This window comes from Pantoea sp. USMM079 (genome assembly GCF_037153115.1).
In the GTDB taxonomy this organism is placed as follows: Bacteria; Pseudomonadota; Gammaproteobacteria; order Enterobacterales; family Enterobacteriaceae; genus Pantoea; species Pantoea communis.
Window position 1 is genome coordinate 61,029 of the sequence record NZ_JBBCKX010000005.1, and the last position, 22,115, is coordinate 83,143.

A 22,115-nucleotide genomic window follows, 5' to 3' on the forward strand; every position below is an offset into this window, starting at 1 on the left:
TCATTCAAGCCATCACTTCCAACGGCTCAGGCACACACTCCGGATGGGCCTGCATACGCGCCAGCGCTTCGGCGTACGACGGCATTGAATTAGCCGCACCAGAACGCTCGACACACAACGAAGCAAACGCCGAAGCGAACAGAGCCGCTTGTGGCAGTTCATCGCCAGACGCTAAACGCGCTGCCAGCGCACCGTTAAACGCATCGCCCGCGCCGGTGGTATCCAGCGGTTGTGCCGGGAACAGCGGAATGCGCAGCGGCTGCTGTTCCGCATTGGACAACAGGGCGCCCGCCATCCCCAGGGTAATAATCACCTGACGCGCGCCTTTGCGGTGCATCACTTCTGCGGCTTTCTGCGCACTGGCAAAATCCGTCACCTTTACGCCGGTAATCTGCATCGCTTCGGTGCTATTGGGCGTCAGTAAATCCACCTTCGCCAGCAGTGCATCACTCACTTTTTGCCACGGCGCCGGGTTTAAAATCACAAAGGTGCCACCCGCACGCGCATTATCAATCATGCGCTGAATAGCATTCAGGTTGTTCTCTAGCTGCACCAACAAGATATCTGCTGCGGCTACCGTAGGCTGACAGCGCGACACTTCCGCCGCCGTCACCGTGGTGTTCGCGCCTGGGAACACCGAAATCATGTTCTCAGCATCATCCCCGGCCACATAAATCAGTGCGTTGCCGGTAGGCTTCTCTTTACAGGTAAACAGCGTAATCGCATCAAAGCCGGTTTTCTCGAGGTGACGGCGGGCGAAAGTGCCAAAATCATCATTACCGACCTTGCCGATATAGTGCACGCGCGCCCCGGCACGCAGCGCCGCCGTGGCCTGGTTTGCGCCTTTGCCGCCCGGTCCCATCATGCTGTTATGGGCAGTCAGTGATTCACCCGGCATCGGGAAACGGTTCATCACCGCGACGACGTCGAGGTTGAACGAGCCAAACACACACACTTTTCCTTTCATCATGCACTCCTGAACAGGCGTTCGGCGGCTAAACAGGCACCGCGACAGCCGGTGTGATCGGTGGATTGACTAAACACGATCTTCAAATTGTCACGCGTGGCCGGTGGACGCAGATGCTGCTGAATCTGACTGCGTAACTGCGCCAGCGGGAAGTCCGCCATCGCCAGTACGCCACCGCCCAGAATCAGGTATTCGGGATCGAGAATATTCATCTCGGTAGCAATCAGCTGTGCCAGACGATACACAAACGCCTGCAGTTCCGGATGGTCGCCATGTTGCGTAAACAGCGCCGACATATCGGTGTTAGGCACGTTAGCCTTAGCCCAGTGACTCAACCAGTTGCCAGAAGTCACCGTCTCCGCACAACCCCGATTGCCGCACGGGCAGGGCAGATCGTTCCCGGCAATCGGCACGTGGCCCAATTCCCCCGCGCCGCCGTGCTGGCCGTGATAGAAGCGGCCATTGATCCACAGACTGTTGCCCATGCCGGTACCGGGATACAAACCTACCGCGATATCCGGCAACTGATCCAGCTGCATTAAATCCCACATCATCAGATGGTTAACATCTTTATCCATCGCCACCGGCACGCCTAAACGTTCAGTGAGGATCGCCGCCACTGGCTGATGATCCAGCGCCTGAATAAACGGCAGCGAAATCACCTGCTGACGATCGCGGCTGAGAATGCCGGGCAATCCCAGCATCACGCCGCTCACCGGTTGCTGCTCCAGTGTTTCACTGATTAACTGCCCGAGTGCCGTCAATGCGTCGGGCTGCTGCGCCCAGCTGGCCGTCGGCACCTTGCGGAAGCTGGACCAGATGCGTCCCTCTTCCATCAGCTGCAGACGTGTGCTGGTGCCGCCAATGTCGATGCCCAGCCAGCGTGGAATCATGCGGATACCTTCGCCAGGCCCTGAGCTTCATCAATGCTGTCACGCATCATGTCCCAGGCCGTTGCCAGATCGTCATGGATGTTAAACAGGCCCGAGGTACCGACGATCAGCACTTCTGCACCTGCTCCAACCAGCGTGTTGTAAGTGCGCGTGTTGCAGGAACCATCGATCTCAATCAGATATTTGTGGCCATGCTGCTGCTTCAGGGCTTTCAGTTCCTGCACTTTGGCGACCATTTCCGGGATGAATGGCTGTCCGGCATAGCCAGGATCCACGGTCATCACGGTGATTTTGTCCAGCAGATGAATATAGTGATGGATAAACGATACTGGTGTGGCCGGGTTCAGCACCACGCCGACTTTCTTGCCAAAGCTGCGAATCAGGTTGATCACGCGGAACGCATCGCGGTTGATGGTTTCTGCATGTGGGCAGATGTAGTCGGCACCCGCTTTGGCAATCACTTCAATGAAGTCGGTCGGGTGTTCCACCATCAAATGCACATCCAGCGCCACTTTGGTGTGTGGACGAATCTGCTCAATAAAGAACGGCGACAGCGTGATGTTCTTAACGTAGTGACCGTCCATGATATCGATATGGAGGAAGTCTGCGCGGGAGTCCAGCACTTCCAGCTGGTGCTTGATCTCCATCAGATTCATACACATCAACGACGGGGAGACTTGAATACGCATTAGACTTCCTTTTTTTCGGTCAGAGGATTAAGGGCCGCAGCGAGCTTGCTCAGCTTGACGGCACGATGTTCATTAAAACGGGCTTTGAATTGTTTGAAGGCCAACACCACAATCAGCACTGCGCCCCACATCGCCAGGCTTACGTGCTGGCTGATGTTCATCAGATTGAAACCGGTAGAGAGCACTTGCAGGGCAATTAGCGCCAGTACCACACCCGTAACGCGGCCGAAGCCACCGTTCGGGTCGGTGCCGCCGAGAATAATCGCCAGCACGGTCAGCAGCAGATATGCATCGCCGTAGCCCATACGCGCTGAGTTAAAGCGCGCCATCATGATTAATCCGGCTAACACGCACAGCAGGCTGGAGATGACGTACACCAGTACCACCATGCGATGCGTGTTGATGCCGCTGAACCAGGTGGCGTTAATGTTGCTGCCGCCCATGTAGATGCATTTACCGGCGCGGGTTTTGCCCAGGAACAGCGCCAGCAGCGCAGCGGCAATCAGGAACACCCACAGTGGCAGCGGCATACCCAACAGCGTGTTGGAACCGAGTGCCTGCACCACCGATGGCATGCCGCTGACAGCGGCACCTTTGGTCAGCCAGATGCCGATGCCGTTCAGCGTCATCATGGTTGCCAGCGTCACCAGAATCGGGTGAGCACCAATTCGCGTCACCATCACACCGGTGATGACACCGATAAAGGCAGCAATCAGCATTGCGCCGACGATGGCGATAAACAGCCACAGCAGTTGCTGACCGGTGCCGGCATCGGCGGGCAGGGCGCTCATTAGCGTCCAGGCGATAAACAGTGCGGTCAGGTTAGCGGTAGCGATAATCGCCAGGTTCAGGCCGCCGCTGAGGATGGCGATAAACATTGCCAGCGTTAGCAAGCCCAGTTCCGGCAGCTGGAACGCCATACTCATAAAGGTCGAGTCGGTCATAAAGCGGCCCGGCAGCATGAAGGTGAAGATTGCCAGCGCCAGCGCAATCAGCAGCATCAGGCCAATATTGGTGCCGTCCGGACGCAGAGCAGAGAGTGATTTCATGTGAATGCTCCTGTCAGACGAAACTGACGTCAGTTTCTTTACGTTTTTTGTAGTGAGTCACGGCAATCGCCACCATGATCACGCCGCCTACCACGATGTTCATGAAGTAGTTGGAGACGCCAATCAGGTTGAGGCCGTTCTTCAGGATGGCGATCAGGAACACGCCCATCAGCGTGCCGCTCACCGTGCCTTTACCGCCCATCAGGCTGGCACCGCCGAGTACCGTGGCCGCCAGTACATCCAGCTCGCCACCGACTAACGCATTCGGCACCACTTCACCCATGCGATACACCTGCACCAGCCCGCCAATCGCCGCCATCGCACCGAGCCAGCCGTAAGCGAAAACGTGAATCAGACCGACGCGAATCCCGATACGGCGTGCGGATTCGGCATCGCCGCCCACCGCATACAGCTGGCGGCCGAGGTTGGTTTTGTTGAGCAGCAGCGCGGTAAGTCCGGCAATCACCAGCATGGTGATCAGCGGCAAACCAATCTGGAAACTGTTGCCTTGCCAGGTGAAGGGCAGCACGCTGCGCAGCGTGATCCACCAGTCCGGCAGGGAATAAAGGCTCTTACCGCCGGTCACCCACATCAGCAGACCAAACAGCAGCGACTGCATACTGATGGTGATGATGATCGACACCACGCGCAGCGAGGTAATCAGCAGGGCGTTAATCACGCCAAAGGTGGTGCCGCAGACAATCGCCAGCAGGATGCTCAGCGCCGCGTTATCAAACTGGAACTGCACAAACAGCGAAGCGATCAGGTATTGCACCACCGACGCCACGGCGGCGAAGGAGATATCGATCCCGCCAGTCACCAGCACCACAAACAGGCCGAGGGCAAAAATACCGGTCACCGCGTAACTTTCGGCCAGATCCAGCAGGTTCTGTACGGAGAGGAACTGGTCGCTGGCCACCGAGAAAAACAGGATGAAAGCCAGCAGCACCCACGCCAGCCAGCCTTGACTGGAGTGCGGGCGTAAACGAGAAAAATCAGGCATTGATCACCTCCGCCAGCTGTTCTTGCTCAACGGTATCGGGTTGGTATTCGGCATGAACGGTGCCATCACGGAAGTGCAGAATGCGGTCGCAGTTGTACCAAACCTCTGGCACTTCATCGGAAATCAGAATGATCGACAGACCTTCCTTCGCCAGCTCGTGGATCAGTTGATAGATGCTGGCTTTAGCGCCGACATCCACACCCACGGTCGGCGAGTCCAGAATCAGAATGCGCGGCTGGGTCAGCACCCATTTCGCCAGCACAATCTTTTGCTGGTTGCCGCCGGAGAGGGTAGAGATCGCCAGATTGGGATCGGCCACGCGCACACCGAGCTGTTGAATCCATTGCAGGATCAGCTTGTTTTTGCGGTACTCGTCGATGATGTGAAAACGGTTTTGCAGTTTGTCGAGGATCGGCAGCACCATGTTGTCGGCCACCGATTGCTGCTGTACCAGACCGAGGGTTAAGCGGTCTTCGGAGACATAACCGATACCGGCTTTGATGGCATCTTCATGGCCCCGGAAGCGCACTGGCTTGCTGTCGAGCCAGATTTTGCCGCTATCGGGTTTGGTCATGCCAAACAGCGACAGCGCCAGTTCGGTACGACCGGAGCCGAGCAGGCCGCACAGGCCGAGTACTTCGCCCTGATACAGCTTGAAATTGACGTCATGGTATTGACCGGCGCGTGTCAGGTTCTCGACTTCGAGAATGGCGCGGTCGGCATTACGCGTTGGCGCTTTCAGTTGATAATCGAGTTTCAGCCCGGTCATCAGTTCAGTCAGATGATGTGGCGTCATCTCTTTAGCCGGCCAGCAGCCCATCTTGCGTCCGTCACGGATCACGGTCACGCGATCCGAAATCTCTAATACTTCATCCAGACGGTGGCTGACGAACACCACGCAGATGTTTTTGTCTTTCAGGTAGCGCACAGTGCGCAGCAGTTGGTTTACTTCGGTGCGGGTCAGAGAAGCCGTCGGTTCGTCCATGATCACCAGACGCGCATCAGCGACCAGTGCACGGCAAATCGCCACCTGCTGACGTGCAGCAATCGACAGCGCCGAGACTTTCTCATCCAGATCGAGATCGAATTTCAGTTCTTCAATAATACGGGTTGCCGTTTCACGCAGCTTCGCCTTGCGGTGCCAGCCGAGCAGGCCATTAAGGTTGTGCTCAAAGGCGATGTTCTCGGCCACGCTCAAATTCGGGAACAACGACAGATCCTGATAAATCACCTGGATACCGAAATCACGCGCCTGACGGGTGGTCAGACGCGGGAAGGTCGGGCCATCACCCAGGGTAATGCGGCTGCCACTGTCCGGGGCGTGTACCCCGGAAATGACTTTGATTAAGGTGCTCTTGCCACAGCCGTTGGTGCCAGCCAGGCAGTGCACTTCGCCCGCCAGTAAGCTCAGCGAGATATCGCTCAGTGCGCGGTTGCCACCAAAAGTTTTCGACAGGTTGTCGAGCGCAATTAACGTCTGTGGGATCACCTCTTTCATCATTACAGCCCCATTTTCACCAGTTTTGGCAGGTTTTCTTTATCCAGGCTTTCGGTGTTGTTACCGAGGATGGTGTGGGTCGCCTCGTCAACTTTCACTTTGCCCAGACCGTCGATGGTCATACCGTCGGTGATCGGCTCTTTCTTCTGCATCATGTCGGCGATACGCACGAACACTTCGCCAGCGGTTTGCGGGTTCCAGATGTAGCCGCCTTTGATCGCGCCACGCTGCACCAGTGAAGCACCCTGGCCTGGGCTGAAGGCGCCAATGACGCACACCTGATCAATCTTGTTGCGGTTCATCACTGCACGACCGGCACCGATTGGGCCCTGTGAGCCGAACGCCATAATGCCTTTCAGATCCGGGTATTTGGACATCAGTTCGTTAGTGGTACGGATAGAGTCATCCAGCGATTCGCCGACGCCGAACTTGTCGGTCACCATCTGCATTTTTGGATAGTGCTCTTTCTGGTAGTTCAGCGCGGCATCGGTCCACTGTTGGTGCAATGGCACAGTCAGGCTGCCGACGTACATGGCGTATTTGCCCTCTTCATGCATGCATTTCGCCAGTGCTTTCATATGGTTGATGCCGTGTGTCGGGGCATCCACCAGTTCGAAGTCCCAGTTCGCGCCTTTCTGATCCGGTGATTCGTGGGTGATCACCTGAATGCCGGCTTCACGTGCACGTTTCAGTACCGGTTCCAGCACTTTCGGGTCATTCGGCACTACGCCGATAATGTCGACTTTCTGCGCAATCAAATCTTCAATCGCACGCACCTGCAGGGCAGGGTCGGCGGCGGTTGGGCCTACCATCCATGCATCAATGCCGCGTTTCGCCGCTTCACTCTTGATGCCCGCTTCCATGGCGTTGAACCATGGAATACCGCCAATTTTCACCACGATGCCCATGCGTAATTTGTCAGCAGCGTGCGCGCCGGTAGCGGCAAACAGAGCAAGCAGAGAACAGGCGATAAGATGTTTTTTCATAAAGACTCCGGATTAATTTTTTATAAGCTGCATTGAATTGTTGCGCTGTGAGCAATCAATAATATTGACGCCGTTCCAGGCTAATTCTTGTTCCAGCTCTTTGTCTTTTAATTGGTCAGTGATGAGAAAGTCCACATCGCGATAATGACAAATACGCGCGAATGAGGGCCGCAGGAATTTACTGGCATCCAGCAGCAGATGTTTTCTTTCTGCTGCCAGTAACATCTGTTGTTTTAAATGTGCGTTGTTTTCGTTACCTTCACGTAAATAACCGTCATTGCCTAAACTGCTACAGGAAAAAAAGATCTTATTGATCTGAAATTCCCGTAAAGGCTGCTCAGCGACAACACCGTGGAAATCCTCATAACGGTCAGAATATTCTCCCCCCAGACAGATGGTGCGGATACTGCCGCGCGCCGCAAGGGTTTGCACAATTCTGATAGAGTTGGTTAATACCGTTAATTCAATATCCGGTAGCTGTCGCGCCAAATACCAGCAAGTGGTGCTACTGTCGAGTAATATACAATCGCCGGGGCTGATGAAATCGAGTGCACGTTTGGCTATTGCCATCTTTGCATCTACATGTTCATTCATGCGCTGGCGGAAAGATAATTCATACTCGTTAACACCCCTCGTATTCCCCTGAATGTTAGCGGCTTGTCGTTTTGCTGGTACTGCACCGCCGTGGCTACGTTGCAACAGCCCACGTTTCTCCAGCTGAGTTAAATCACGACGAATAGTTTCTTGCGAAACCTGACACAACGTGACTAATTCAGCGACAATAACCCGACCATTTAAATTTAGTTCGTCAATAATTCGCTGCTGTCTTTCAATCGGCAACATGACTTCCCTCCGATGGCTATAAAGTACTGGATACCGCAGCGGGAAAATGTGGACTGCGCACGAGTCCGCAGTGGTCAAGATGCCCGGCGACGTTAGAGTGATATGGGTTAAATTTTTATGTAAATGAGATATCTATTTTTCATGTAATAGAGATCTGATTCACATAAACACGCGTGTTAGCGCTAAATCGGGGGATCGGTAGCAAACAATTATTACCGTATGAAAACACCTTATCATGACCGAGTATGACCGTTTGTGTGTATTTGACCGATTTGTGATGTGCGCAAAATTGTTTTTAGCTAAACCGCCTCTAAGGGTATGACGTCAATCAAACAGCTGTTTGAGCCATGAGCACGCTTTCAGATAATCATCACTCCACAGTCCGACGAATCCGATTGAGCGGAAATCAGTCGAAATGGATGATGGAATTCTTGCTTCTCCAGCCTCAGATCGCCCTCAGGCGACGGCTTTTTCAGCAGTTAGTACCGCTTTTAGGGCCAGCTCACAGTTTCGGCCTGCTGACCACGTTGTCGTTACGCTATGATTTCCTTTCAAGGAATTTGGGGACCTTTTTTTTTGATGTCTTATTGGATGAAGTCGCTGCTTTTATTGCCCTTTGTGTTTGTCGCGTGCGTTCAGGCTGAGCCATTGCAAAAGTCATTTTCTGACTGGCAGCTCACCTGTAACAACGCGGCTTTTTGCGTGGCACGCAGCTTTCCGGGGGACAACGGATTAGTGATGACCCTATCACGTGGCGCTGGCGTTAACGATCGCCCGCTGCTGCGTATTGATTACGGTAGCGCATACAGCGGAGAGCTGCCCGGCGGACCGCTGAAGGAAAATTTGCTGCTGGATCAACGTCGCCTGACGCCAGACCTCAAACACTGGAGCGTGGAGCCACACCATCTCGCCACCAGTAATGCCATCGCCATCGACGAATTTCTGGCGCAAACGCTGGATGCCCATACTCTGCAGCTGACCTATCAGGCTAAAGCCACTATCCCACTCAGCGGCATGAAAGCCGCGCTATTGTTGATGGATGACGTTCAGGGGCGGGTAAATGGCGCCAGCGCCTGGGTGAAGCGGGGCGATCGCGCGCCATCGGACGTTCCCCCTGTGCCGCAGGTACCGCAACTGCCCGCTCGCTTACCGCAGCCAGCGCCGTTAACTCAGGAAGAAACCAGCGGGTTAATTGATTACGGTACCTGGCGGGTTAACACCGACAACTGTTCGCTCGATCCGCTGAGACGTGAAGTGAGTGTAGCGCCGCTCACCGACACCAAAGCGCTGCTTTTGATCAGTTGTGAAGCCGGTGCCTATAACGTGATTGATTTGGCCTTTGAGGTGACGCGTAGCCAGCCTTACGTTGCTCGCGGGCTGACGTTGACCTTGCCATTCACGCCACCCGGACGCAGTGACAATCAGATGGAGTTGGTGAACGCTGAATTCGATGCCAGCAGCGGTTTGCTTTACACCTTCAGTAAAGGCCGCGGTCTGGGAGATTGTGGTGTCGCCACGCGTTGGCAGTACGACGGAAATGACTTTGTGCTGGCAGAGTATGCTGAAGAGAAAACCTGTGACGCATGGCATAGCAGTGATAAATGGCCCACGCTGTGGGTCAGCCAGCCCCCGTCATAATTCGCACTGCAGATGCGTTGGCTGTTTTCATTCACCCCAGTCACTTACTGATGTAAGCTCCTGGGGATTCATTCAATTGCCGCCTTTCTGCATCACGAACTATCTAGGGAGAAGGTATGGCATTGATCATCATCGGTGAGCCATTTTGATTGCCCACCAACTCCGCCAACAGATTATTCACGCCATCGCTCATCGGTGTGAAGCGTGACAGCGGTGAACGCGTCACCACCACAAATACTCCGACGTTATTCTGTGGCACCATCGCCATGTAAGTAATAAAGCCGCCGCCGCCGCCGGTTTTTTCGATAATCCCTGGACGTCCCTCTTTTGGCCCCATATACACCCAGCCCATGCCTAAGGCATCGGCACGGCCAGGCACATCCATACCTTCCACTTTGGTCAACTGGTCACGGCGATAGATCAGCGTTTGCAGACGATCAACCTGCGGCGTGCGGTGATTAACCGCCGAGTTGAGGAATTGCTGCATCCAGCGGCCCATATCATCCGGCGTTGAATACACGCCACCGCTGCCAATTGCCGCCAGGGTGTTATTGCACGGGCTGGCCCCTTTCTCAGGGATCATCAGGCGTTGGCACTGATCGGGGGATGGCGTAAAGGTGGTGTCTTTCATTCCCAGCGGACGCGTCACCAGCTGTTGCAGCAGGGCGGGATAAGGCGTGCCTGCCGCTTTCGACAGCGCATCACTCAACAGGTCAAAGCCGAGGTTGGAATAGGAGGCTTGTGTTCCCGGCGTGGCTTTCAGTTGCGCACCCTGCAGCCACTGCCAGCGATCGGCTTTGGTTGGCCAGACAAACACGGGACGATGCGGTTTTCCGCCCGGCTGTTCGCGCGGCAGGCCACCGGTATGGGTGGCGAGGTTGATCAGGCGAATCGGCTGACCGTTGTAATTCGGGACGCGTGCGCCAGCCGGAGCATACTTGCTCAACGGGTCATCAAGGCGAATCTGTCCGCGTTCCGCCATTTTGACCATCACTTCGCTGGTCATCAATTTGCTCAGCGAGGCGATACGAATCACGGAGTCGAGCTGAGGGCGCACGTTATTGCCAGGGCTGGTATCGCCAAAGCTGGCAAATACGCGCTGATTGCCATCAATGGCCACCAGCGCCATGCCGGTTGCGCCGCTGCCATAGAAGATGTGCTCGGCATAACGATCAACGATCTGCGAGGCCAGCAGCGGATCGGCTACCGTCTGCGCCATGCTTTTTAATGGAAGCACTGAAACCATTAAGGCCAGTAAAAAAGGAGTACGTTTTTTCAACGGGAAAGCGTCCGCAACAGGATTCGGAGGAAAGCTTATAGTAATCAGTTTGTGCGAGGCGTGAAGAGGGAAGGGAGGATTTTTTTCTGTATCAGGCTGTGATCAAAAAACGGCCCTTACGTCAAAAGACGCAGGGCCGGATCGATTAGTGCGGCTTGAGTAATGCTTCGGTATGGCTCACGATATTTTCCACCGTAAAGCCAAATTCCGGGAACAGCTTGCCTGCCGGTGCAGACTCACCGAAGGTGGTCATGCCGACAATCGCGCCATCCAGGCCGACATACTTGAACCAGTAATCGGCGATACCCGCTTCTACCGCCACGCGCGCTTTTACGCCGGAGGGCAGCACCGATTCGCGGTAGGCTGCATCCTGCTTGTCGAATACGTCGGTGCAGGGCAGAGACACCACGCGCACCTTGTGCCCGCTGGCACCGAGTTTATCCGCCGCGCCCAGCGCGATTTCAATCTCAGATCCGGTGGCGATGATGATCGCTTCTGGCGTGCCCGCGCAATCCTGCAACACATAGCCGCCTTTGGCGATATCGGCCACCTGTGATTTGCTGCGCTCTGGCTGCAGCAGATTTTGACGCGACAGAATCAGCGCGGTCGGGCCATGGTGGCGCTCAACGGCGGCTTTCCACGCCACGGCGGTTTCCACCTGATCGCACGGACGCCAGACGCTCATATTTGGCGTCACGCGCAGGCTGGCGAGCTGTTCCACCGGCTGGTGCGTTGGGCCATCTTCGCCCAGACCAATCGAGTCATGGGTATACACCAGCACCTGGCGCGCCTTCATCAACGCCGCCATACGCACCGCATTACGCGCGTATTCGACAAACATCAGGAAGGTGGCAGTGTAAGGAATAAAGCCGCCGTGATGGGCAATACCGTTGCCAATTGCCGTCATACCAAATTCGCGCACGCCGTAGTGGATGTAGTTACCAGCGATATCTTCTTTGATCGATTTCGAACCCGACCAGATGGTGAGGTTACTCGGCGCGAGGTCAGCAGAGCCGCCCAGCAATTCGGGCAGCAGTTTGCCGTAAACTTCCAGCGTATTTTGCGAAGCTTTACGGCTGGCGATTTTTTGCGGATTGGCCTGCAACTCATCAACAAACGCCTGAGTCGCCTCACTCCATTGCGCGGGCATCCCCCCGTCCAGACGGCGGCTAAACTCAGCGGCGAGATCTGGATGTGCCGCTTTATAGGCCGCAAACTTCTCATCCCAGGCTTTCTCTCGCTGACTGCCGGCTTCTTTGGCATCCCACTGTTGATAAATTTCTTTCGGGATTTCAAACGGTGGATAGTGCCAGCCGAGTTTTTGACGGGTTAAGGCCACTTCCTGCTCGCCCAGTGCCGAGCCGTGTGACTCTTCTTTACCGGCTTTATTCGGCGACCCAAAACCAATGACCGTGCGGCAGATAATCAGCGAAGGCTTGTCGGTGACACTCTGCGCTTCTTTGATGGCGGCTGCGATAGCTTCCGGATCGTGCCCATCAATGCCTGCTGCACTGCCGACGACATGCCAGTTGTAGGCCTCGAAGCGTTTGTGCGTGTCATCGGTGAACCAGCCTTCGGTTTCACCATCAATTGAGATGCCGTTATGATCGTAGAAACCAATCAGTTTGCCGAGGCCGAGGGTGCCGGCCAGCGAGCTGACTTCATGTGAAATACCTTCCATCAAACAGCCATCGCCCATAAACACATAGGTGTAGTGATCGACGATGTCGTGGCCGGGACGGTTAAACTGCGCCGCCAGGGTGCGCTCGGCAATGGCCATGCCCACCGCATTGGCCAAACCCTGTCCCAACGGACCGGTGGTAGTTTCCACGCCTGGCGTATAGCCAATTTCCGGATGGCCAGGGGTTTTGGAATGCAGCTGGCGGAAGTTTTTTAGCTCTTCCATCGGCAGATCGTAACCGGTGAGGTGCAGCAGGCTGTATTGCAGCATCGAACCGTGGCCGTTGGAGAGGATAAAGCGGTCGCGGTCAGCCCACGCCGGATTGTTGGGATTGTGTTTGAGAACGTCGCGCCATAGCACTTCGGCGATATCAGCCATTCCCATCGGCATACCGGGGTGACCGGAATTTGCTTTCTGTACCGCATCCATACTCAAAGCACGAATCGCGTTAGCCAACTCTCTGCGTGAAGACATAGGGTACTCCCTTGTGATTGGGCAATAGCGGACGGGCAGACGCCCGTCCGGCGTGAGAAGTGTGGTGATTTACAGGCGTGATGCCAGCACATCTTCCAGCTTCTGCTGGTCGATGGCGAATTGACGGATGCCGTCAGACAGTTTTTCCACTGCCATCGGATCCTGGTTATGTTCCCAGCGGAACTCCGCTTCAGAGAGCGGAGCAGGCTGGTGGAAGCCTTCGGTTGATGGCTCCAGCTTGCGATCCAGCGGTGCATCGCTGTTCGCCAGCTCTTCCAGCAGGTTAGGGGAGATGGTCAGACGGTCACAACCGGCCAGCGCCTGAATCTGCTCAACCTTACGGAAGCTGGCTCCCATGATCACGGTGCTGTAACGATGCTTTTTGTAGTAATCGTAGATACGACGCACAGATTTCACGCCAGGATCTTCATCCACCACATACGGGTCGAGCGGTTTGCGTGAGTTGTACCAGTCATAAATACGGCCGACGAACGGGGAGATCAGGAACACGCCCGCTTCGGCACAGGCACGCGCCTGCGCAAAGGAGAACAGCAGCGTCAGGTTACACTGGATACCGTTCTTCTCCAGTTCTTCAGCGGCTTTGATCCCTTCCCAGGTTGAGGCCAGTTTGATCAGGATGCGCGAACGATCAATGCCGTTCTCTTCATACATCCGCACCAGTTTCTCCGCTTTGGTGACACACATGCCACGATCGAAGGAGAGGCGCGCATCCACTTCGGTCGACACACGGCCCGGTACGCTTTTCAGAATTTCCATACCGAGGTTGATCGCCACTTTGTCACTGGCGTTGATGATTTGCGTCTCTTTGCTGCCGCCCTGTTTTTTCGCATAGTCGATAGCGTCATCAATCAGATGTTTATAAGCATCGAGACCGGCAGCTTTCAGGATCAACGAAGGGTTTGTGGTCGCGTCTTCCGGGTGGTAATGGCGAATGGATTCGATGTCGCCGCTGTCCGCCACCACGGTGGTGAACTGTTTCAATGCATCTAGCTGGTTCATCGCTTAACTCCTTGATTAGCAATAATGTGGGCAAACGAGTCGTGCCCTTTCCTGTTGAGTCGTGGCTCAACACAGTGCTACAGACGTTGCACGAAGAAAATGCGTTTTCTCTGATTGTGGCGCTGAAGGGCATCTGTCACGGAAGGGGGTGCCTGATCGGTTCAGCTACGTGTTTTGCCACCATTAAGGATAGCAGGCTGCGCCAAAGCCGCAGGCGAAGCCGTGGCAATCTGTGCCCTCGTTCTTTGAGCGCCTTCACCCTCTTTTGTGCCGCAGATTCCTATACTGGTGTTTTTTCAGCCGTGCCAAAGGATGCCAAATGGACGATCAACTCAAGCAAAGTGCGCTCGATTTCCACCAATATCCCACTCCCGGAAAAATTCAGGTTTCCCCCACCAAACCGCTGGCGACGCAGCGTGATTTAGCGCTGGCCTATTCGCCGGGCGTGGCGGCACCTTGCCTGGAGATTGCTGCCGATCCGCTGGCGGCGCACAAATACACCGCACGCGGCAATCTGGTGGCGGTGATTTCGAACGGCACGGCAGTGCTCGGTCTCGGCAATATCGGTGCGCTGGCCGGTAAGCCGGTGATGGAAGGCAAAGGAGTATTGTTCAAGAAATTCGCCGGCATTGATGTGTTCGATATCGAAGTGGATGAGCTGGACCCGGATAAGTTGATTGAGGTGATCGCCGCGCTGGAGCCGACCTTTGGCGGCATCAACCTTGAAGATATCAAAGCGCCTGAGTGCTTTTACATTGAGCAGAAATTGCGTGAGCGCATGAAGATTCCGGTGTTTCACGATGATCAGCACGGGACCGCGATTATCTGTACTGCGGCGGTGCTCAATGGTTTGACCATCGTGAAAAAGGCCATCTCAGATGTGCGGCTGGTGGTGTCTGGCGCAGGCGCGTCGGCGATTGCCTGCCTGAATTTGCTGGTGGCGCTCGGCATGCAGAAGCACAACATTGTGGTGTGTGATTCCAAAGGGGTGATTTACCGCGATCGTGAACCCAATATGACGCCGACCAAAGCCGAGTACGCCATAGAAGATAAAGGCGCGCGTACGCTGGATGAGGTGATTGCCGGTGCGGACATCTTCCTCGGCTGCTCGGGTCCGAAAGCGATGACGCCAGAGATGGTGAAGAAAATGGCACCCAATCCACTCATTCTGGCGCTCGCCAATCCCGAACCGGAGATCATGCCGCCGCTGGCCAAAGAGGTACGGCCGGATGCGATTATCTGTACCGGACGTTCAGATTTCCCCAATCAGGTGAACAACGTGCTGTGTTTCCCGTTTATTTTCCGCGGGGCGCTGGATGTGGGTGCCACGGCAATTAACGAAGAGATGAAACTGGCGGCGGTGCATGCGATTGCGGCCTTAGCGCAGGCCGAGCAGAGCGATGTGGTGGCCTCCGCCTATGATGATCAGGATCTGAGTTTTGGACCGGAATATCTGATCCCGAAACCGTTCGATCCGCGTTTGATTGTGCAGATCGCGCCTGCTGTGGCGAAAGCGGCGATGGAGTCCGGCGTGGCGACGCGGCCCATCGCTGACTTTGATGCCTATCGCGAGCAGCTCACCGAATTTGTGTATAAAACCAACCTGTTTATGAAGCCGATTTTCTCGCAGGCACGCAAAGATCCGAAACGCGTGGTGATGGCCGAAGGGGAGGAGGTGCGCGTGCTGCATGCGACGCAGGAGCTGGTATCACTGGGGCTGGCGAAGCCGATTCTGATTGGTCGCCCAAATGTGATTGCGATGCGTATCCAGAAGCAAGGATTGAAGATTGAAGCGGGCAAGGATTTTGAGATCGTCAACAACGAGTCCGACCCGCGTTTTAAAGAGTACTGGAATGAGTATTACCAGATCATGAAGCGTCGTGGCGTGACGCCGGAAACCGCCCAGCGTGCGGTGATCGGTAATCCAACTTTGATCGGCGCGATCATGGTGCATCGTGGCGAGGCTGACGCGTTAATTTGCGGCACCATCGGCGATTACCGCGAGCATTACGATGTGGTGGAGAAGGTGTTTGGTTTCCGCGACGACGTGAAAGTCGCCGGGGCGATGAACGCACTGCTGCTGCCAAGCGGTAACACTTTTATTGCAGATACCTATGTGAATGAAGATCCCAGCGCGGAACAGCTGGCGGATATCACGCTGCTGGCGGCCGAAACGGTGCGTCGCTTTGGTATTGAACCGCGCGTGGCGCTGCTGTCGCACTCCAGCTTTGGCACGTCTAATGCGCCGGGGGCGCGTAAAATGCGCGAGGCGTTGGCGCTGATTCAAAGCCGTGCGCCGGAACTGGAGATCGACGGTGAGATGCACGGCGATGCGGCGTTGGTGGAGAGTATCCGCCGTGAACTGATGCCCGACAGTCCGCTGAAAGGCACGGCTAATTTGCTGATTATGCCGAACGTGGAAGCGGCGCGTATTAGTTATAACCTGTTGCGTGTGTCGTGCTCGGAAGGCGTGACGGTGGGGCCGGTGTTGATGGGAATTAGCAAACCGGTGCATGTATTGACGCGGATTGCATCGGTTCGGCGCATTGTGAATATGGTGGCGTTAGCGGTAGTGGAGGCGCAGACCGAGCCGTTGTGATGTGATGACGTGGCTAAAGGCTAAAGGCTAAGGGCTAAGGGCTAAGGGCTTAAGGCCTGGGGGGTTGGTGTGGGCCTTAGCCCCTCTGCTGCTGCCGGGCAGTCCTCGCGCCGCTAACGCGGTGCCCTCGGCTTCCACGTCGTGCCTACGGATCGTTCGGGGATCGACCATCCCTGGTCGGCCCCGAACTGATCCACGCATCCCTGCGTGGATCTCCTGGCCCAACGTAAAAGCCTCAGCGCTGCGGATAGCCCTTGCAGCAGCAGAGGGGCTAAGGCCATCAACATTTGTGCCCTTTTTGGCAAAATGCTGAACGCCGCGAGTCGTATTTGTCGTTGCATCGAAAAGCCTCGATGGACTGGAGAGGGGGCTCTTTTCAACAGCACGTAATGGAATTTAGTAGCAGGCTGGGGCCGCTTGGGGGCTGGCATTTCGCAGCGCTGAAAAGAGTGAGGATGCCAGGATAGCCCGCAGGAAGCGGGCGTAAGGCAGACGAACGGCGTGAAGGTACCGCGTCAGCGGCGCGAGGACCGGCAGCCCCCAAGCAGCTCCAGCCAGCGTTATCATCAGATCCAATACGCAGCTTCAAACAGTGTTAAATTCAGATCCTACATGCAGCTAAGGGCAGCATTATCCGCAGTCCAGACGGCATTGCCTTACGATCCACCAACCAGCATTAACACCTGCTTGTATTAAAAAAGGTTATTCACCTAATCCCAGCCAATCCTTCACCGGCAAGAAATCGCTGTAGAGTGCCGCTTCTGGCGTGCCAGCTTCGGTTTGATAATCATATTCCCAGCGCACCAATGGCGGCATCGACATCAAAATCGATTCGGTGCGGCCGCCGGTTTGCAGGCCGAACAGCGTGCCGCGATCCCACACCAGATTGAATTCGACATAACGCCCGCGACGATAGAGCTGGAACTGACGTTCGCGATCGCCCCATGGCAGCGCCTTGCGCTTCGCGACAATCGGTAAATAGGCATCCAGATAACCCTTGCCCACTGCCTGCATAAAATCGAAGCAGTGATCAAAGTCTGGCGTATTCAGGTCATCGTAAAACAGCCCGCCGATGCCGCGCTGTTCATTACGATGCTTGAGGTGGAAATAGTCGTCACACCATTTTTTGTAGCGCGGATAGACGTCTTCACCAAACGGCTGGCACAGGTCAAACGCGGTTTGATGCCAGTGCAGCGCATCCTCTTCGAAACCGTAATAGGGCGTGAGATCGAAACCGCCGCCGAACCACCATACTGGATCGGCACCCGGCTTCTCGGCAATAAAGAAACGCACGTTGGCGTGACTGGTGGGGATGTACGGATTTTCCGGGTGGACGACGAGTGACACGCCCATGGCTTCAAAACTGCGGCCGGCCAGTTCAGGGCGATGTGCGGTGGCAGAGGCGGGCATCTGATCGCCGTGTACGTGGGAAAAATTCACGCCTGCCTGCTCAAACACCGCGCCGTTGCGCAGTACGCGACTGCGTCCGCCGCCGCCGCCTGGACGCTGCCAGTCATCTTCGGCGAAGGTCGCTGTACCATCGGCTGCTGCCAGCTGGGCGCAAATTTCATCCTGTAGCGTCAATAAAAACGCTTTGACGCGGGAAATATCGGGATTGCTCATGAGTCACTCGTTCCGGAAATTTGCCGCGATTCTATCACAGGACAGAGCTACGCCTGGCGACGATCGTACTCGTTGAAGTAATTGACGATACCGTCGGCAATCGCGCTGGCAATCTTCTGGCGAAAGGCAGTGGTACCCAGCAGTTGCTCCTCACGCGGGTTGGTAATAAAGGAAGTTTCGACCAGCACTGACGGAATTGAGGGCGACTTCAACACCGCAAACGCCGCCTGCTCGGTGTGCTGGCTGTGCAGATGATGCACTGGGCGAATTTGATCCAGTACGTGTTTGCCCAGCGTGAGACTATTGCGGATGGTGTCCGTTTGCACCAGATCGAACAGAATCTGGTTCAGGTAGTTATCTTTCTCCTGCACTGCCGCGCCACCGACCTTATCGGCATCGTTTTCGCGCTGTGACATGTAGCGCGCCATGGCGCTACTGGCACCGCGGTTCGACAGTGCGAATACTGACGCGCCGTTGGCATCCGGGCTGGTGTAGCCGTCGGCGTGGATCGACATAAAAAGATTGGCACCGTGCTGGTGCGCGATTTCCACGCGTTGATAGAGCGGAATAAAGTGATCGCTTTCACGCGTCAGTCGCACTTCCACTTTAGGGTGATTTTGCAACAGCGTACGCACGGTGTTGGCGATTGCCAGTACGATATGTTTCTCTTCTGAACCTTCTTCGCCCACCGCGCCCGAATCAATGCCGCCGTGACCGGGATCGATCATCACGATGCGTTTGCCGTTAGTGGCCGGTTTCGGCGGCGTGTGACCTTTGCTGACGCGCAAATCGGCGCTCTCTTCTTTCGCCATCACCGCGCGCGGTGACAGCACCGCCAGCGCCAGGCCAGAGAGAATCAACTGGCGGCGATTGGTCAGCCGCTTCAGCAGTGAAATTTTACTCATAATGGGGTCCCTGACAGAAAATCCTGCCCAGTGTTATATCGTAACAACTGCCTTGCGGCGACTTCACAACCATTTCAGCGCATTACTTTGTATTACACGTTACTAACAGCAATTTAGCCGTTTTTTTCCACCGTTGCGCGGCGGGAGGGTTGCGCCTGGCAAAGAATGCGTGATAATCAGCGAATTGTGCTTAATAGCAGGGTAACGCCGATGGAAATCCGCTCATTCCGCCAGGAAGATTTTGAAGAAGTGATCACGCTCTGGGAGCGTTGCGATCTGTTACGTCCGTGGAACGATCCGGAACTGGATATCGAACGTAAAATGAACCACGATCCGGAGCTTTTTCTGGTGGCGGAAGTCGGCGGCGAAGTGGTCGGCACGGTGATGGGCGGTTACGATGGCCATCGCGGATCGATCTACTATCTGGCGGTGCATCCCGATTATCAGGGGCGCGGCTTTGCTAATGCATTGATGAATCGCCTGGAGAAGAAGTTAATCGCGCGCGGCTGTCCGAAAATCAATCTGATGGTGCGTGAAGAGAACGATCAGGTTCTCGCCTTCTACGAGAAACTCGATTACGAGCCTGTGGACTCGGTGTTACTGGGTAAACGTTTAATCGAAGACCGCGAGTATTAAGCTGCCAATGATGGGGCTGAAATATTTGCCAGACGAATACGATGCAAAAGGGCAGCTACGGCTGCCGTTTCTTTTCTGGCTGATTCTGTTATTGCAGGCGCGCACCTGGATGTTACTGGTGATGGCGGGCGCGTCCCGTCAGCAGGGTAACGATCTGCTGGCGCTGTTCTATCCCGATCGTCAGAGCTTTTGGATTGGATTGGCGCTGGGCATTCCGGCGGCGATGGGCTTACTGTTGACCGGCTATCGTCAACGCTGGCCGCGACTGTGGCAGACCTGGCGACATGTGCTAAGTGTGTCGTTGTTGATCAGCCTGCTGTCGCAGGGCTACTGTCTTTGGCAAGGCGCTTTTCCTGATTCCCCGCTGCCGCTGTTGTTAACCCTGTTTGACCTGCTGGCGCTGGTCTGGCTGCAAACCCATCAGCGCCTGCGCGACTGTTTTCTGCCGGAACATCACATCGAATAAACTTTTTGCCGGTTTGCGACTCCAACAGGCACGCCAATCGGCACAAGAGATCAAGGAGCATTCATGAAAGTTGTTCGTCCCGCACTGCTGGTTAGCGCCATGATGCTGGCAGGTTGCGCCAGTTCAGGTTCCTCTACCGCCTCCAGCGCGAGCGAAAGCCATTGGTATAATCCGCTGAGTTATCACTGGTCGGCACTCAATCCAATGAACTGGTTTGGCGGCTCGCTAACCGTGACCGAACAAGGCGTGGCAGGCTTAAGCAGCACCACCCCGATGTCAGAAGCGGCGATCGGTAAAGCGCTGAACAATGATTATCAGCTGCGTCAGGGCATGCGCACGCAGAATGGCCAGGTGGTTGATTTCTGGCAGGCGCTGGAAGATGGCAAAGTGAAACTGGTGATCAACGGCCAGAGCAGCGTTGAACGCGTTGAAGTGATGGATGCCGATGCAAAGAGTGCAGACGGCAGCAAGATTGGCGATCTGTTTAGCGCCAAATTCAGCAAAGCCTTCGACAACTGCAAACTCACTACCGGATTAGATGCGCGCGATGTTGAGTGCCGTGCTCCGGGCAGTCAGCACATCTCTTATGTCTACAGCGGCGAAGGGCATGGACCAGAGGGATTGATGCCGGCTGACGACACCTTGAAAAGCTGGAAAATCAGCAAAATCGTCTGGCAGCGCTAAGCAAAAAATAATTGCGTTAACGCACAATCACTGTGTGGCTTTCCGGTATGATATGGGCGAAAAATCGTCCTAACTTTCATGCCGGAGAGCAGTGCAGTGTCTCAATTCCAGAGCGGGATCCTGTTGGAACACCGCCGTTTCGCCATTTGGCTAGAAGCTCGTATTACGGGCGATCTCGATGCTGTCCGCCAGGGGAGCAAAACCTTCCTGCAACAACTCGATGCGCTGCAACAGAAATTTGCCGATGCCGGACTGGGCGCGGTGATCGCCTTTGGCGATGCGCTGTGGCGCGATCTGCAAGGTGCGGATTCAGCGCCAGAATTGAAAGCCTTCTCCCCATTGGGCAAAGGCATTGCACCCGCCACGCAACGCGATCTGCTTATCCATATCCAATCTCTGCGTCATGACGTGAATTTCTCGCTGGCACAGGCGGCATTAGCGGCCTTTGCTGACGCCGTGAATATTGAAGAAGAGACCCACGGCTTCCGCTGGGTGGAAGAGCGCGATCTTTCCGGCTTTGTTGATGGCACGGAAAACCCGCAAGGCGATGCGCGTCAGCAGGTGGCAATTATTGCTGAAGGCCCGGATGCCGGTGGCAGCTATGTTTTCACTCAGCGCTGGGAGCACAATCTCAAACTGTGGAATCGTATGGCAGTGGAAAAGCAGGAAGCGATTATTGGCCGCACCAAAGTGGATAATGAAGAGTTGCCGGGCGATCAACGTCCCGCCACCTCGCATCTCAGCCGCGTTGATTTGAAAGAAGAGGGCAAAGGGCTGAAGATTCTGCGCCAGAGCCTGCCGTATGGTTCGGCCAGCGGCACTCATGGCCTGTATTTCATCTCGTACTGCAACCGCTTGTATAACATCGAGCAGCAACTGCTGAGCATGTTCGGCGAGCGTGACGGCAAAATGGATGCGATGCTGCGCTTCACTAAGCCGGTAACGGGCAGCTACTTCTTTGCGCCTGCGCTGGATGCCCTGCAAGCGCTGTAATACGCCAGTGAGCGGCCTTGCGTGCCGCTCACCACGAATCCCGTCTGTTGCATAATCTCTCCCGCCGTCTTATGCCTTTTTAGACTTTGAAATCCCCAAACGATATATAAAACCGTTACTGGTTTGCCCTGAGTTATAAATACACTGACAGCATCTAATGGCATTGGCGATTTCGCCGACGAGCAGGGT

At 55.4% G+C, this 22,115-nt stretch carries 19 protein-coding genes; 6 read left to right on the plus strand and 13 right to left on the minus strand.

Annotated elements, in window-relative coordinates; all coding sequences use genetic code 11:
- Positions 1–4: 4 nt before the first annotated feature.
- The 8 genes from WFP70_RS09935 to WFP70_RS09970 are packed head-to-tail and all read right to left on the minus strand — an operon-like array spanning position 5 to position 7,928.
- Positions 5–967, minus strand: coding sequence for a ribokinase (locus WFP70_RS09935; RefSeq protein WP_034825823.1), 963 nt, complete (start codon positions 965–967; stop codon positions 5–7).
- A complete protein-coding gene (gene alsK / locus WFP70_RS09940; protein ID WP_337023353.1) occupies positions 967–1,860 on the minus strand; it encodes an allose kinase in 894 nt (297 codons plus the stop codon). The genes WFP70_RS09935 and alsK overlap by 1 nt, the downstream gene beginning before the upstream one ends.
- Positions 1,857–2,549, minus strand: a complete 693-nt coding sequence (alsE, locus tag WFP70_RS09945; protein WP_038645526.1) for a D-allulose 6-phosphate 3-epimerase — start codon at positions 2,547–2,549, stop codon at positions 1,857–1,859. The genes alsK and alsE overlap by 4 nt, the downstream gene beginning before the upstream one ends.
- Positions 2,549–3,598, minus strand: a complete 1,050-nt coding sequence (locus tag WFP70_RS09950; protein WP_058959087.1) for an ABC transporter permease — start codon at positions 3,596–3,598, stop codon at positions 2,549–2,551. The genes alsE and WFP70_RS09950 overlap by 1 nt, the downstream gene beginning before the upstream one ends.
- Before the next feature lie 13 nt (positions 3,599–3,611).
- Positions 3,612–4,601 carry an ABC transporter permease gene (locus WFP70_RS09955; protein WP_034825832.1) on the minus strand — a complete coding sequence of 330 codons (990 nt, stop codon included), beginning with the start codon at positions 4,599–4,601 and terminating at the stop codon, positions 3,612–3,614.
- Positions 4,594–6,099 carry a sugar ABC transporter ATP-binding protein gene (locus WFP70_RS09960; RefSeq protein ID WP_034825973.1) on the minus strand — a complete coding sequence of 502 codons (1,506 nt, stop codon included), beginning with the start codon at positions 6,097–6,099 and terminating at the stop codon, positions 4,594–4,596. The genes WFP70_RS09955 and WFP70_RS09960 overlap by 8 nt, the downstream gene beginning before the upstream one ends.
- Positions 6,100–6,101: 2 nt before the next feature.
- Positions 6,102–7,085 carry a substrate-binding domain-containing protein gene (locus WFP70_RS09965; protein WP_034825834.1) on the minus strand — a complete coding sequence of 328 codons (984 nt, stop codon included), beginning with the start codon at positions 7,083–7,085 and terminating at the stop codon, positions 6,102–6,104.
- Between the two features lie 12 nt (positions 7,086–7,097).
- On the minus strand, positions 7,098–7,928 hold the full coding sequence (locus WFP70_RS09970) for a DeoR/GlpR family DNA-binding transcription regulator (RefSeq protein WP_034825836.1): 831 nt from the start codon (positions 7,926–7,928) through the stop codon (positions 7,098–7,100).
- Between the two features lie 579 nt (positions 7,929–8,507).
- Between WFP70_RS09970 and WFP70_RS09975 the strand changes: the two genes are divergently transcribed.
- Positions 8,508–9,566, plus strand: coding sequence for a DUF1176 domain-containing protein (locus WFP70_RS09975; protein WP_034825838.1), 1,059 nt, complete (start codon positions 8,508–8,510; stop codon positions 9,564–9,566).
- A gap of 103 nt (positions 9,567–9,669) precedes the next feature.
- Here the strand turns inward: WFP70_RS09975 and ampH are convergent, their stop codons facing one another.
- From ampH to tal, 3 genes are all read right to left on the minus strand, one after another.
- Positions 9,670–10,845 carry a D-alanyl-D-alanine-carboxypeptidase/endopeptidase AmpH gene (gene ampH, locus WFP70_RS09980; RefSeq protein ID WP_337023352.1) on the minus strand — a complete coding sequence of 392 codons (1,176 nt, stop codon included), beginning with the start codon at positions 10,843–10,845 and terminating at the stop codon, positions 9,670–9,672.
- Between the two features lie 145 nt (positions 10,846–10,990).
- Positions 10,991–13,000: a transketolase gene (gene tkt / locus WFP70_RS09985; RefSeq protein WP_337023351.1), complete on the minus strand. Its 2,010-nt coding sequence runs from the start codon at positions 12,998–13,000 to the stop codon at positions 10,991–10,993.
- A gap of 69 nt (positions 13,001–13,069) precedes the next feature.
- The gene (gene tal, locus WFP70_RS09990) at positions 13,070–14,020 is read right to left on the minus strand and encodes a transaldolase (protein ID WP_337023350.1); all 951 of its coding nucleotides are present in this window, start codon (positions 14,018–14,020) and stop codon (positions 13,070–13,072) included.
- 319 nt (positions 14,021–14,339) lie between these two features.
- Between tal and maeB the strand changes: the two genes are divergently transcribed.
- The gene (maeB, locus tag WFP70_RS09995; RefSeq protein WP_034825845.1) at positions 14,340–16,619 is read left to right on the plus strand and encodes an NADP-dependent oxaloacetate-decarboxylating malate dehydrogenase; all 2,280 of its coding nucleotides are present in this window, start codon (positions 14,340–14,342) and stop codon (positions 16,617–16,619) included.
- A 702-nt stretch (positions 16,620–17,321) separates the two neighbouring features.
- Here the strand turns inward: maeB and hemF are convergent.
- Both hemF and amiA read right to left on the minus strand, forming a co-directional pair.
- Positions 17,322–18,242: an oxygen-dependent coproporphyrinogen oxidase gene (hemF, locus tag WFP70_RS10000; protein ID WP_097118566.1), complete on the minus strand. Its 921-nt coding sequence runs from the start codon at positions 18,240–18,242 to the stop codon at positions 17,322–17,324.
- Positions 18,243–18,289: 47 nt separating this feature from the next.
- Positions 18,290–19,147: an N-acetylmuramoyl-L-alanine amidase AmiA gene (gene amiA / locus WFP70_RS10005; RefSeq protein ID WP_097118565.1), complete on the minus strand. Its 858-nt coding sequence runs from the start codon at positions 19,145–19,147 to the stop codon at positions 18,290–18,292.
- Between the two features lie 210 nt (positions 19,148–19,357).
- Here amiA and WFP70_RS10010 point away from each other — a divergent pair, with 210 nt between their 5' ends.
- The 4 genes from WFP70_RS10010 (at position 19,358) to WFP70_RS10025 (ending at position 21,926) form a co-directional block, all read left to right on the plus strand.
- Positions 19,358–19,783 (plus strand): GNAT family acetyltransferase, encoded by a 426-nt coding sequence (locus WFP70_RS10010; protein ID WP_337023349.1) that lies wholly within the window; start codon positions 19,358–19,360, stop codon positions 19,781–19,783.
- Positions 19,784–19,790: 7 nt separating this feature from the next.
- Complete coding sequence (locus WFP70_RS10015; RefSeq protein ID WP_337023348.1) at positions 19,791–20,249, plus strand: DUF2919 domain-containing protein; 459 nt, start codon at positions 19,791–19,793, stop codon at positions 20,247–20,249.
- Positions 20,250–20,312: 63 nt separating this feature from the next.
- Positions 20,313–20,933 carry an RpoE-regulated lipoprotein gene (locus WFP70_RS10020; protein ID WP_097118563.1) on the plus strand — a complete coding sequence of 207 codons (621 nt, stop codon included), beginning with the start codon at positions 20,313–20,315 and terminating at the stop codon, positions 20,931–20,933.
- Positions 20,934–21,029: 96 nt separating this feature from the next.
- Positions 21,030–21,926 carry a Dyp-type peroxidase gene (locus WFP70_RS10025; protein ID WP_337023347.1) on the plus strand — a complete coding sequence of 299 codons (897 nt, stop codon included), beginning with the start codon at positions 21,030–21,032 and terminating at the stop codon, positions 21,924–21,926.
- Positions 21,927–22,115 lie beyond the last annotated feature (189 nt).

Excerpts from the sequence above, each read along its gene's own strand:
- WFP70_RS10010 (WP_337023349.1), top strand. The coding sequence starts at position 19,358 with ATGGAAATCCGCTCATTCCGCCAGGAAGATTTTGAAGAAGTGATCACG.
- alsK (WP_337023353.1), bottom strand. The coding sequence starts at position 1,860 with ATGATTCCACGCTGGCTGGGCATCGACATTGGCGGCACCAGCACACGT.
- WFP70_RS09950 (WP_058959087.1), bottom strand. The coding sequence starts at position 3,598 with ATGAAATCACTCTCTGCTCTGCGTCCGGACGGCACCAATATTGGCCTG.
- hemF (WP_097118566.1), bottom strand. The coding sequence starts at position 18,242 with ATGAGCAATCCCGATATTTCCCGCGTCAAAGCGTTTTTATTGACGCTA.
- WFP70_RS09935 (WP_034825823.1), bottom strand. The coding sequence starts at position 967 with ATGAAAGGAAAAGTGTGTGTGTTTGGCTCGTTCAACCTCGACGTCGTC.
- WFP70_RS10015 (WP_337023348.1), top strand. The coding sequence starts at position 19,791 with ATGATGGGGCTGAAATATTTGCCAGACGAATACGATGCAAAAGGGCAG.
- alsE (WP_038645526.1), bottom strand. The coding sequence starts at position 2,549 with ATGCGTATTCAAGTCTCCCCGTCGTTGATGTGTATGAATCTGATGGAG.
- tal (WP_337023350.1), bottom strand. The coding sequence starts at position 14,020 with ATGAACCAGCTAGATGCATTGAAACAGTTCACCACCGTGGTGGCGGAC.
- WFP70_RS09970 (WP_034825836.1), bottom strand. The coding sequence starts at position 7,928 with ATGTTGCCGATTGAAAGACAGCAGCGAATTATTGACGAACTAAATTTA.
- WFP70_RS10020 (WP_097118563.1), top strand. The coding sequence starts at position 20,313 with ATGAAAGTTGTTCGTCCCGCACTGCTGGTTAGCGCCATGATGCTGGCA.
- WFP70_RS09960 (WP_034825973.1), bottom strand. The coding sequence starts at position 6,099 with ATGAAAGAGGTGATCCCACAGACGTTAATTGCGCTCGACAACCTGTCG.
- WFP70_RS09955 (WP_034825832.1), bottom strand. The coding sequence starts at position 4,601 with ATGCCTGATTTTTCTCGTTTACGCCCGCACTCCAGTCAAGGCTGGCTG.
- amiA (WP_097118565.1), bottom strand. The coding sequence starts at position 19,147 with ATGAGTAAAATTTCACTGCTGAAGCGGCTGACCAATCGCCGCCAGTTG.
- WFP70_RS09965 (WP_034825834.1), bottom strand. The coding sequence starts at position 7,085 with ATGAAAAAACATCTTATCGCCTGTTCTCTGCTTGCTCTGTTTGCCGCT.
- maeB (WP_034825845.1), top strand. The coding sequence starts at position 14,340 with ATGGACGATCAACTCAAGCAAAGTGCGCTCGATTTCCACCAATATCCC.
- tkt (WP_337023351.1), bottom strand. The coding sequence starts at position 13,000 with ATGTCTTCACGCAGAGAGTTGGCTAACGCGATTCGTGCTTTGAGTATG.
- WFP70_RS09975 (WP_034825838.1), top strand. The coding sequence starts at position 8,508 with ATGTCTTATTGGATGAAGTCGCTGCTTTTATTGCCCTTTGTGTTTGTC.